Below are 11,150 nucleotides of genomic sequence, written 5' to 3' on the forward strand. Positions count from 1 at the left end.
GCCGGCGCACCCCTGCGTGCGCCGGCGGTCCGCCCGGCCGTACGGACGTCACACATGCGAGGGCACATGACCACCGACCACATCCTCGAGATGCGCGGCATCACCAAGAAGTTCCCCGGCGTCATCGCGCTGGCGGACGTGAACCTCTCCGTCCGCCGCGGCGAGGTGCACGCGATCTGCGGCGAGAACGGCGCCGGCAAGTCGACGCTCATGAAGGTGCTCTCGGGCGTGTACCCGCACGGCACCTACGAGGGCGACATCGTGCTCGACGGCGAGGTCGTCGAGTTCAAGAACATCCGCGACTCCGAGCACCGGGGCGTCGTGATCATCCACCAGGAGCTCGCGCTCAGCCCGTTCCTGTCGATCGCCGAGAACATCTTCCTCGGCAACGAGCAGGCCGAGCGGGGCGTCGTCGACTGGAACCGGACGAACTCCGAGGCCGCCAAGCTCCTCGCCCGCGTGGGCCTGACCGAGCGGCCCGACACCAAGATCGTCGACATCGGCGTCGGCAAGCAGCAGCTCGTGGAGATCGCCAAGGCGCTCTCCAAGGAGGTCAAGCTGCTCATCCTCGACGAGCCCACCGCGGCGCTCAACGACGAGGACAGCGCCCACCTGCTCGGCCTCATCGACGGCCTGCGCGAGCACGGCATCACCTCGATCATCATCAGCCACAAGCTCAACGAGATCGAGGCGATCGCCGACACCACGACGATCATCCGCGACGGCCGCACCATCGAGACGCTCGAGATGCGCGGCGCGGAGCAGGTCAGCGAGGAGCGCATCATCCGCGGCATGGTCGGGCGCTCGCTCGACAACCGCTTCCCGGACCACACGCCGAACGTCGGCGACGAGGTCCTGCGCGTCGAGGAGTGGACCGTCCACCACCCCATCGACCAGAGCCGCAAGGTCGTCGACAGCGCCAGCCTGCACGTGCGCCGCGGCGAGATCGTCGGCGTCGCGGGCCTCATGGGTGCCGGTCGGACCGAGCTCGCGATGAGCCTGTTCGGCCGGTCCTACGGCGCGCGCGTCAGCGGTCGCGTCTTCAAGGACGGCAAGGAGATCGAGCTCAAGAGCGTCGGCGCCGCCATCCGGCACGGCATCGCGTACGCCACCGAGGACCGTAAGCGGTTCGGCCTCAACCTCATCGACACGATCCAGCACAACATCTCCGCCTCCGCGCTCGGCAAGGTCGCGCGGTGGGGCGTGGTGGACCGGACCGAGGAGGAGAAGATCGCCGAGCGGTACCGGCGCGAGCTCAACATCAAGACGCCCACGGTGTCGGCGCTCGTCGGCAAGCTGTCCGGCGGCAACCAGCAGAAGGTCGTGCTGAGCAAGTGGATCTACGCGGATCCGGACGTGCTCATCCTCGACGAGCCCACGCGCGGCATCGACGTGGGCGCCAAGTACGAGATCTACGGGATCATCAACCGGCTCGCGGACGCGGGGAAGGGCGTCATCGTCATCTCGTCCGAGCTGCCGGAGCTGATCGGGATCTGCGACCGCATCTACGCGCTCAGCCAGGGCCGCGTCACGGGCGAGGTCGCCCGCGAGGACGCCACCCAGGAGCGCCTCATGCAGTTCATGACGATGGAGAAGGACGTGACCGCACGATGACCACGGACACCAACCTCGCGCCGTCGGCCCCTCCGGGGTCGCAGCCGCGCGTGCCGCTGTCGCAGCGCATGCAGGGCCTCGGCGGGAACGCACGCCAGTACGGGATCTTCGGCGCGCTCGTCGTGATCGTCCTGCTGTTCCAGGTGCTCACCGACGGCAAGCTGCTGCTCGCCAACAACGTCGCCGCGCTGTTCCAGCAGAACGCGTACGTCATGATCCTGGCGATCGGCATGGTCATGGTGATCGTCGCCGGCCACATCGACCTGTCCGTCGGATCGGTCGTGGCCTTCGTCGGCGGCATCGTGGCCGTGTCGATGCGTGACTTCGACGTGCCGTGGGTCGTCGCGATCCTCATCGGCCTCGCGGTCGGCGGCCTCGTCGGCGCCTGGCAGGGGTACTGGGTCGCCTACGTCGGGATCCCCGCGTTCATCGTGACGCTGGCCGGCATGCTCGTGTTCCGCGGGCTCGCGCTGGTCATCGTCGGCGAGACCGTCGCGGGCCTGCCGTCGCAGTTCATCGCGATCTCCAAGGGGTCGCTGCCCAACTTCCTCGGCTTCGCCAACAACATGGACGTCGTCACGCTCGTCATCGGGGTCCTCGCGATCGCCGCGATCGTGTTCTCCCAGCTGCGGGCCCGCGCGTCGCTGCGCAAGCACGAGCTGTACGTCGAGCCGGTCGGCATCTTCGTCGCGAAGCTCGCGCTCGTCGCCGTCGGCATCGGGATCCTCACCGTCATCCTGTCGTTCTCGGCCGGTGGCACCCCGATCGTCCTCGTCATCGTCGGCGTCCTCGTCGTCGCGTACACGTTCCTCATGGGGCGCACGGTGTTCGGCCGGCACATCTACGCCATCGGCGGCAACCGCCTCGCGGCCGGCCTGTCCGGTGTCGACACCAAGCGCGTCGACTTCTGGATCTTCGTCAACATGGGCGTCCTCGCAGGCGCCGCGGCCATCGTGACGACGGCCCGTGCCGGTGCGGCCATCGCGGCGGCGGGCCAGAACTTCGAGCTCGACGCCATCGCCGCCTGCTTCATCGGTGGCGCGGCCGTCACGGGCGGCATCGGCCGGATCTCCGGGGCCATCGTCGGCGCGCTCATCATGGGCGTGCTCAACATGGGCCTGTCGATCATGTCCGTCGACCCGTCGTGGCAGATGGCGATCAAGGGCCTCGTGCTCCTGCTCGCGGTGGCCTTCGACCTCATCAACAAGCGGCGTGCCGGGACGCAGTAGCGGCCTGACCGTCCCGACGGCGCGGTAGGTTCTGGCCCCGTGAGCAGGCGAGCAGCGGCAGCCGGCTCGCAGTCGTCCCTGCGCGAGGCCAACCGCAGCCTGGTCGTCGAGACGGTCAAGCGGTACGGCGGGCTCACGCAGGTCGAGCTCGCCACCGCGACCGGCCTGTCGCAGGCCACGGTGTCGACGATCGTCCGTGAGCTGCTCGCCGCGGGCGTCGTCGACATCGCCACGACCACGCGCAGCGGGCGGCGTGCCCAGATGGTCACGCTCGCCCGCCGCGTGGGTCTCGCGGTCGGCGTCCAGGTCGGGCACCGGCACCTGCGCGTCGTCCTCGGCGACTTCACGCACGAGGTCATCGCCGAGCAGACCCTCCCGCTGCCGTCGGGCCACCGCGTCGACACGAGCCTCGACCGCGTCGCCCTGCTCGTCGTCGACCTCCTCGAACGCGTCGGTGCGACGCTCGAGGACGTCGTCGGCCTCGGGGTCGGCCTGCCCGCCCCGGTCGACGCGTCGACCGGCATGGTGTCGGTCGCCGGGATCATGCCCGGCTGGGACGAGGTGCACGTCGGCCAGGTCCTGTCGAAGCGGCTGGGCCGTCCCGTGTACGTCGACAACGACGCGAACCTCGGGGCGATCGCGGAGTCGACCCTCGGCGCCGCGCGCGAGTACGGCGACTCCGTGTTCGTGCGCGTCTCCTACGGCGTGGGCGCCGGCATCGTCATCGGCGGCCAGGTGCACCGCGGCGTCGGGGGCACCGCCGGGGAGATCGGGCACGTGCGCGTCGCGTTCCCGGGGGAGCCGTGCCGGTGCGGCAACACCGGCTGCCTCGACACCGTCGTCGGCGCGACCGCGCTGCTCGGCCGGCTGCGCGACAGCCACGGCGTGCTCGCGCTGCGCGACGTCGTCCAGCGGACCAACGACGGGGACCAGCGCTGCGCGCAGGCCGTCGCGGACGTCGGCGCCGCGGTCGGCGCGGTCGTCGCCGGTCTCGGCGTCGCGGTCGACCCGCAGGTGATCGTCGTCGGCGGGGAGCTCGCCGACACCGGCGAGGTGCTGCTGCGGCCGCTGCGCGAGGCCGTGCGGCTCAGCGTGCTGCGCAACCAGTTCGCCCCGCTCGACGTCGTGGGCGCGTCGTTCGGCGGGCGGGCCGAGGTCGTCGGCGCGCTCGTGCTCGCGCTGCAGTCGACCGACGTACCGTTGCGGGTCGGGGCCGACGACGACGACGGCCCCGACGAGCTGGAGTCGGCGACGCGGGCGACGGGGCTCGCATGACGGCCGGAACTGTTGACGTGGGGGCGTCAGCGCCATTCACTGCACGTATCACGTGCCCGACGGGGAGCAGGTGAACACCATGAGCAGCGACGTCCCCCTGCTCTCGATGCGAGGCATCACCAAGCGGTTCAGCGCGGTCGAGGCCCTCGTGGACGTCGACCTCGACGTGCACGCGCACGAGGTCGTCGCGCTGGTCGGCGACAACGGCGCCGGCAAGTCGACCCTCGCCCGCATGATCTCCGGCGTCCTCGCACCCGATGCCGGGCTCATCGCGATCGACGGCGAGCAGGTGACCATCCCGACGCCGACCGCGGCACGGGCACTGGGCATCGCCACCGTGTTCCAGGACCTCGCGCTGTGCGAGAACCTCGACGTCACGTCCAACCTCTTCCTCGGCCGTGAGCTCCGTGCCGGCGCCGCCCGCGACGACGGCACGATGGAGCGCATGGCCCGGCAGGTCCTGCGGGACCTCAACAGCCGCATCCCGTCGGTCCGCTCGCCGCTGTCGTCGCTGTCGAAGGGGCAGCGCCAGTCCGTCGCGATCGCGCGCACCCTCATCGGCAGCCCGCGGATCGTCGTCCTCGACGAGCCGACCGCGGCGCTGTCCGTCGCCCAGACCGCGGAGGTGCTCGTGCACATCGAGCGGCTGCGCGACCTCGGCCTGGGCGTCGTGCTGATCTCCCACAACATGACGGACGTGCGCGCGGTGTCCGACCGCATCGTCGTGCTGCGCCACGGCCGCAACAACGGCATGTTCGACGCCGCCCACGTCAGCCAGGAGGCGGTCCTGGCCGCGATCACCGGGGCGACGCGGGCCGAGGTGGCCGAGGGGCCGCTGTCGATGCTGCTGCGCTGAGCGCGCACGCCCGCACGAGAGTGCGGCCCGGTTCGCGACCTTCGTCCCGGTCCTGCCGGGGGCCGTCGGCCCGGGCGACGAACTCACAGGTCGCGCGCGGCGTGTCACGGCGGGGGAGGTCCCGTCCCGCTGCCTACGCTCGACGAGGCCAGCCCTGCAGCAGACCCGTCCCCGAACCTGGCCGCCCGATGTCGTGATCCGATTCGAGAACGTCACCAAGGTCTACGCGCGCGGCGCCAGGCCCGCGCTGGACCGCGTCTCCCTGGACGTCGAGCGGGGCGAGTTCCTCTTCCTCGTCGGTGCGTCGGGGTCCGGCAAGTCCACCTTCCTGCGGCTCGTGCTGCGCGAGGAGCGGGCGTCCGCCGGGCGGGTCTTCGTCGCCGGCAAGGAGCTCGGCACGCTGTCGTCGTGGCGCGTGCCGCACCTGCGCCGCCAGATCGGCGCGGTGTTCCAGGACTTCCGCCTGCTGCCCAACAAGACCGTGTTCGAGAACGTCGCGTTCGCGCTCCAGGTCATCGGCAAGCCGCGGCACCACATCCTCACGACCGTCCCCGACGTGCTCGAGATGGTCGGCCTCGCCGGCAAGGAGAAGCGCCGCCCGCACGAGCTGTCGGGCGGTGAGCAGCAGCGCGTCGCGATCGCGCGCGCGTTCGTCAACCGGCCCAGCATCCTGCTCTGCGACGAGCCCACGGGGAACCTCGACCCGACGACCTCCCTGGGGATCATGCGCCTGCTCGACCGCATCAACCGGACCGGCACGACCGTCGTCATGGCGACGCACGACGACGAGATCGTCGACCAGATGCGCAAGCGCGTCATCGAGCTCTCGACCGGCCAGATGGTGCGCGACCAGTCGCGCGGCGTCTACGGCTCGGACCGCTGAGGGGGGCGACGTGCGACTGCAGTTCATCCTCTCCGAGATCGGCCAGGGTCTTCGCCGCAACCTGTCGATGACGGTGTCCGTCGTCCTCGTCACCTTCGTCTCGCTCACGTTCGTCGGCTCCGCGGCGCTGCTGCAGCTGCAGATCGGCAAGATGAAGGACGACTGGTACGACAAGGTCGAGGTCTCCGTCTTCCTGTGCCCGCAGAACTCGTCCGAGCCGACGTGCGCCGGGGGAGAGGTCAGCGACGAGCAGCGCGCCGACATCCGCGCCGCGCTCGACTCCCCGGAGATCGGGCCGTTCGTCGAGCACGTGTACGAGGAGACGAAGGAGCAGGCGTTCGCCTCGTTCCAGGAGCAGTTCGCCGACCAGTTCTGGGCGTCGGCCGCGACGGTCGACGACATGAACTCGTCCTACCGGATCAAGCTGACCGACCCGCAGAAGTACGAGGTCGTCGCCGACGTCGTGTCCGGCCGGCCGGGCGTCGAGGAGGTCCAGGACCAGCGCCGGCTGTTCGACAAGCTGTTCCTCGTCCTCAACCGGGCGACGCTGCTGGCCGGTGGCCTCGCCGCGGTCATGCTGCTCGCCGCGGTCCTGCTCATCACGACGACCATCCGGCTGTCGGCGCTGAGCCGCCGCCGCGAGACGGGGATCATGAAGCTCGTCGGCGCGTCCACGATCTTCATCCAGCTGCCGTTCATGCTCGAGGGGGCCATCGCCGCGACCGTCGGCGCGCTGCTCGCCGTGGGCGGCCTGTGGCTGGGGGTCGAGTACCTCGTCACGGACTGGCTCGGGGCGTCCGTCGGGTGGATCCCGTACGTCTCGACCGCCGACGTCCTCACGGTCGCGCCCGCGCTGGTCGCCGTCGCGATCCTGCTCGCGGCGATCTCGTCGCTCGTGACCCTCAGCCGCTACACGAAGGTGTGACCGTGGCCCGACGACTGCGCCTGCCCGCCCTGCTGGCCGCCGGCTGCCTGCTGCTCGGGATCGCCGTCGCCGCCCCCGCCGCGGCCGACGAGATCGACGACCGCCGCAAGGCCGCCGAGCAGAAGGCCGCCGCGAACGAGAAGGCGCAGTCCGACGCCGAGGCCGCGATGGAGGGCCTCGACCTGAACCTGCAGGCGACGGCCGCGCGGCTGCTCGACCTGCAGTCCCAGATCCCCGCGGCGCAGTCGAAGCTCGACGAGGCGAAGGCCGCGCTCGAGAAGGCGCAGCGCGAGGCCGCGATCATCGCCGCCCGCCTCGTCGACGCGCAGGAGCAGCAGGTCACGCTGTCCGCGACGATCCAGCAGGACACCGAGCAGGCCGCGAAGATGCGCGCCGCGATCGGCCAGATGGCCCGCGAGGCGTACCGGGGCGGCGGCGAGGTGTCGGGCGTCAGCGTGATCCTCGACGCCGAGTCCACCGAGGACTTCGTGCAGAAGTACGGCCTGGTGTCGACCGCGCTGCGCACCCAGGCGCAGGTGCTCGACGCGCTCAAGGCCGCCGAGGCCAGCAACCGCAACGCGCAGGCCCGGCTCGACGCCGTCGAGGACCGCATCGGCGAGCTCAAGGCCGAGGCGGACCAGAAGGTCGTCGAGGCGGACGCGGCTCGCGTCGCCGCCACCGAGGCCAAGCAGGCCCTCGACGCGCTGGTCGCCGAGCAGCAGACGCAGCAGGCGTCGCTCGAGTCGCAGAAGGCGACCCTCGCCGCGTCGCTCGCCGCGATGGACGCCGAGGCGAAGGCCATCGAGAACGAGCTGCAGGCCGCGATCGCCGCCCAGCGCGCGCGCGACGCCGCCGCCGGCAAGCCCGCACCCGCGCCCGGCCCGATCGGCAACGCGCTGTTCGGCAACCCGACCAGCACCAACCCGATGTACGTGACGTCCGAGTACGGCATGCGCCTGCACCCGACCCTCGGGTACGTCCGCCTGCACGCCGGCATCGACCTGCGCACCTACTGCAACACCAAGCTCTACGCGGGCCGTGCCGGCACCGTCACGTGGGCCAAGTCCCGGTACGGGTTCGGCAACCAGGTGATGATCGACAGCGGGTTCGTCAACGGCAACGCGGTGTCCGCGTCCTACAACCACATGACGTCGTTCGCGGTGTCGACCGGGCAGCAGGTCGAGCGCGGCCAGCTCATCGGGTACGCCGGCAACACCGGAACCTCCGCGGCCTGCCACCTGCACTTCGAGGTGTACGTCAACGGCGCCACGACCAACCCGCGGCCCCTGCTCGGGATGTGACGGGCTCGGCGCCCGGTCGGTCCCCCGAGGGGCGTCGGGGTGCGCCGGTGGCGTAATGGACGTGGCCGTCGCAGGGGCGCCAGGTAGGCTGCTGCGGCACTGCTGAGCACCGGGAACCGCCCTGTGCGCGAGGGACGGAGGCCGGGACGTGGCCAAGGAGACAGGGCGCAAGCTCGTGGCCGCGAACCGCAAGGCCCGGCACGACTACGTCATCGAGGACGTGTTCGAGGCCGGCGTCGTCCTCACCGGCACCGAGGTCAAGGCGCTGCGTGCGGGCCGCGCGTCGCTCGTCGACGGGTGGTGCGAGATCGAGGGCAGCGAGGCCTACCTGCACGGCGTCCACATCCCCGAGTACTCGCAGGGCACCTGGACCAACCACGCCCCGCGCCGCAAGCGCAAGCTCCTGCTGCACCGCGAGGAGATCGACCGCCTCGAGGCGAAGACGCGGGAGAAGGGCCAGACGATCGTGCCCCTCGCGCTGTACTTCCTCGACGGGCGCGCCAAGGTCGAGATCGCCCTCGCACGGGGCAAGAAGGACTGGGACAAGCGCCAGGCTCTGCGGGAGCGGCAGGACAACATGGAGGCCCAGCGGGCCATGCGGGACCTGCGCGACCGCTGAGGGTCGTCCCGCGGCCCTGCGGGCACGTGCCGCGTCCCGCAGCGGATGCGGGGCGCCCCCGGCGGGGGGACGCTGGTGCGGACCGGCCGTCGAGCGCCCCCTCGACCAGCGCCGCTCCCGCCACCGGCCGCCGACACTCGCCACGTCGGCGCGTGCCGTGGCGGGGGTGAGCGCGACCCGCCCGCCCGCACCACGACTCGCCGTGCGTGCGGCCGTGCCGACCGCGACGATCGGGACATGACCAGCGACGCCGCCGCAGCGCAGCCGCAGGACGACGCGGGGCCGGCAGGACGTGCAGTGCCCGCGCGCGGTCCCGCACCGGGGACCACGGCACGGCGCACCTGGTGGCGGGTCGCCGACTACGTGTACGCCGGGTGGCACCAGGTGCGCGGCGTCGTGGCGCCCGGCGACCCGGACCGGTACCGCGACCCGCCCGTCCCGCGCGCGCCCGACGTCGTCCTCGTGCCCGGCGTGATGGAGCCGTGGCCCTTCCTGCAGCCGCTCGCGGACCACCTCTTCGCCGCGGGCCACGCGGTGCACGTCGTGCCCGGCCTCGGCTACCACGTGCAGGACCTCCCCGAGGCGGTGCGGGTCGTCGCCGAGCTGCTCGCCGAACGGGACCTGCGGGACGTCGTCGTCGTCGCGCACAGCAAGGGCGGGCTCGTCGGCAAGCTGCTGCTGTCGCACCCGGACGCCGGCCCGCGCGTCCGCGGCGTGGTCGCCGTCGCGACCCCGTTCGCCGGGTCACGGCTCGCGCGGCTGCTGCCGCTGCGGTCCCTGCGGATCTTCCGGCCCGACCACCCCGACATCGTGGGGCTCGGGCGCGTCGTCGACGTGGACGACCGCATCGTGTCCGTCTTCTCCCGCTGGGACCCGCACGTCCCCGAGGGCAGCGTGCTCGCGGGGGCGGGGAACGTCGAGCTCGACACCCCGGGCCACTTCCGCGTCCTTGCCGACCCGCGGCTGCCCGACGTCGTGCTCGACGCGGTCCGCCGGCTGCGCTGACGGCTCGCGGGGGACGGGTCAGCGAGGGCCGAAGATCTCCGCGAGGTCGAACGTCACGGGCTGCTCGAGCTGCTCGTAGGTGCACGACCGCGGGTCACGGTCCTCGCGCCAGCGCCGGAACTGGGCCGTGTGCCGGAAGCGGTCGCCCTCCATGTGGTCGTACGCGACCTCGACGACGAGCTCCGGGCGCAACGGCACGAACGACAGGTCCTTCGTCGCGTTCCACCGGCTCACCGCGCCCGGCAGCCGGTTGCCCGCGTGCGCCTCGGCCTCCGCCCAGCGGCCCCACGGGTGGTCGGCCAGGTCGACGTCCCGGTACGGCGCGAGGTCGTCGAGCAGGGTCTTGCGACGGGCCATCGCGAAGGACGCGCTGACGCCCACGTGCTGCAGGTCGCCGTCCGCGTCGTACAGGCCGAGCAGCAGCGACCCCACGACGTCGCCGGACTTGTGCCAGCGGAACCCCGCGACGACGCAGTCCGCGGTCCGCTCGTGCTTGATCTTGAACATCGCCCGCTTGTCCGGCTGGTAGGTGCCGTCGAGCGGCTTCGCGACGACCCCGTCGAGCCCCGCGCCCTCGAACCGCGTGAACCAGTCCTGCGCCTCGGCGAGGTCGCCCGTCGCCGGCGTGACGAACACCGGGTCGCGCGCGTCCGCGAGGGCCTCGACGAGGGCCGCGCGGCGCTCCCGGAACGGCCGCTGCGTGAGGTCGTCGTCGCCCAGCGCCAGCAGGTCGAACGCCACGAAGCTCGCCGGGGTCGTGCCGCTCAGCAGTTTCACGCGGCTCGCCGCGGGGTGGATGCGCTGCTGCAGCGCGTCGAAGTCCAGCCGGTCGCCCGACACGACGACGATCTCCCCGTCGAGCACGCACCGCTCGGGGGTGTTCGCCTTGATCGCCTCGACGACCTCCGGGAAGTAGCGCGTCATCGGCTTCTCGTTGCGGCTGCCGAGCTCCACCTCGTCGCCGTCGCGGAACACGATCGTGCGGAACCCGTCCCACTTGGGCTCGACGTGCCCGACGTCGGGGATCGTCGGGACGGACTTCGCGAGCATCGGCGCGACGGGCGGCATCACGGGCAGGCGCATGAGCCCATCCTGCTCGAACCCACCCACGGCCACCTGCGGAGCGGCTCCGCTGTTCACAGGTGGCGCACGGGTCGGGTCCAGTGGCCGTCCGGGATCGGCGCGTTGTGTGGTCCTCGACGACGAGACCAGGCGCGAGCCGAGGAGAAGCACGATGGACGAGAACACCCCCACCCCCGCGACCGGCGCCGACGAGCCGCAGCGCGCGACGCCCCCGGCGCACGCCGCGCCCGAGGCGGCGACGCCGGGCGCCGCGGCCTACCCGCCCGGTGCGAGCTTCGGCCCGTTCCGGTCCGAGGCCGACGCCGCGGCACCGCCGGTCGCGAAGGCCCCGAAGCGCCCCCTGACCGTGCGGCGCGGGGC

The 11,150-nt window shown here is 72.1% G+C and carries 10 protein-coding genes and 1 pseudogene; 10 read left to right on the forward strand and 1 reads right to left on the reverse strand.

What is annotated here, in order from left to right; translation table 11 throughout:
• Positions 1-66: 66 nt before the first annotated feature.
• From mmsA to CBZ_RS07835, 9 genes are all read left to right on the forward strand, one after another.
• A complete protein-coding gene (mmsA, locus tag CBZ_RS07795) occupies positions 67-1,614 on the forward strand; it encodes a multiple monosaccharide ABC transporter ATP-binding protein (RefSeq protein WP_130781010.1) in 1,548 nt (515 codons plus the stop codon).
• The gene (gene mmsB, locus CBZ_RS07800) at positions 1,611-2,843 is read left to right on the forward strand and encodes a multiple monosaccharide ABC transporter permease (protein WP_130781011.1); all 1,233 of its coding nucleotides are present in this window, start codon (positions 1,611-1,613) and stop codon (positions 2,841-2,843) included. The genes mmsA and mmsB overlap by 4 nt, the downstream gene beginning before the upstream one ends.
• Before the next feature lie 39 nt (positions 2,844-2,882).
• Positions 2,883-4,118 (forward strand): ROK family transcriptional regulator, encoded by a 1,236-nt coding sequence (locus CBZ_RS07805; protein WP_130781012.1) that lies wholly within the window; start codon positions 2,883-2,885, stop codon positions 4,116-4,118.
• Between the two features lie 79 nt (positions 4,119-4,197).
• Positions 4,198-4,974, forward strand: coding sequence for an ATP-binding cassette domain-containing protein (locus tag CBZ_RS07810; RefSeq protein WP_130781013.1), 777 nt, complete (start codon positions 4,198-4,200; stop codon positions 4,972-4,974).
• A 193-nt stretch (positions 4,975-5,167) separates the two neighbouring features.
• Positions 5,168-5,857: a cell division ATP-binding protein FtsE gene (gene ftsE / locus CBZ_RS07815; protein ID WP_130781014.1), complete on the forward strand. Its 690-nt coding sequence runs from the start codon at positions 5,168-5,170 to the stop codon at positions 5,855-5,857.
• Positions 5,858-5,867: 10 nt separating this feature from the next.
• The gene (gene ftsX, locus CBZ_RS07820) at positions 5,868-6,782 is read left to right on the forward strand and encodes a permease-like cell division protein FtsX (RefSeq protein ID WP_130781015.1); all 915 of its coding nucleotides are present in this window, start codon (positions 5,868-5,870) and stop codon (positions 6,780-6,782) included.
• 2 nt (positions 6,783-6,784) lie between these two features.
• Positions 6,785-8,083 (forward strand): peptidoglycan DD-metalloendopeptidase family protein, encoded by a 1,299-nt coding sequence (locus CBZ_RS07825; RefSeq protein ID WP_130781016.1) that lies wholly within the window; start codon positions 6,785-6,787, stop codon positions 8,081-8,083.
• A 148-nt stretch (positions 8,084-8,231) separates the two neighbouring features.
• Positions 8,232-8,702: an SsrA-binding protein SmpB gene (gene smpB, locus CBZ_RS07830; protein ID WP_130781017.1), complete on the forward strand. Its 471-nt coding sequence runs from the start codon at positions 8,232-8,234 to the stop codon at positions 8,700-8,702.
• Between the two features lie 237 nt (positions 8,703-8,939).
• Positions 8,940-9,707: an esterase/lipase family protein gene (locus CBZ_RS07835; RefSeq protein WP_130781018.1), complete on the forward strand. Its 768-nt coding sequence runs from the start codon at positions 8,940-8,942 to the stop codon at positions 9,705-9,707.
• Between the two features lie 18 nt (positions 9,708-9,725).
• On the opposite strand, the gene CBZ_RS07840 is transcribed toward CBZ_RS07835, so the two are convergent.
• Positions 9,726-10,790, reverse strand: a complete 1,065-nt coding sequence (locus tag CBZ_RS07840; RefSeq protein ID WP_130781019.1) for an ATP-dependent DNA ligase — start codon at positions 10,788-10,790, stop codon at positions 9,726-9,728.
• 151 nt (positions 10,791-10,941) lie between these two features.
• On the opposite strand from CBZ_RS07840, the pseudogene CBZ_RS07845 reads away from it, so the two are divergent.
• Positions 10,942-11,150 (forward strand): annotated as a pseudogene (locus CBZ_RS07845) (hypothetical protein); the annotation flags it as partial.

Origin of the sequence: Cellulomonas biazotea (assembly GCF_004306155.1) — a bacterium.
GTDB classification, from domain to species: Bacteria; Actinomycetota; Actinomycetes; order Actinomycetales; family Cellulomonadaceae; genus Cellulomonas; species Cellulomonas biazotea.

Coding starts and splice junctions, on each gene's coding strand:
- mmsA (WP_130781010.1), top strand. CDS start 67: ATGACCACCGACCACATCCTCGAGATGCGCGGCATCACCAAGAAGTTC.
- mmsB (WP_130781011.1), top strand. CDS start 1,611: ATGACCACGGACACCAACCTCGCGCCGTCGGCCCCTCCGGGGTCGCAG.
- CBZ_RS07810 (WP_130781013.1), top strand. CDS start 4,198: ATGAGCAGCGACGTCCCCCTGCTCTCGATGCGAGGCATCACCAAGCGG.
- CBZ_RS07835 (WP_130781018.1), top strand. CDS start 8,940: ATGACCAGCGACGCCGCCGCAGCGCAGCCGCAGGACGACGCGGGGCCG.
- CBZ_RS07840 (WP_130781019.1), bottom strand. CDS start 10,790: ATGCGCCTGCCCGTGATGCCGCCCGTCGCGCCGATGCTCGCGAAGTCC.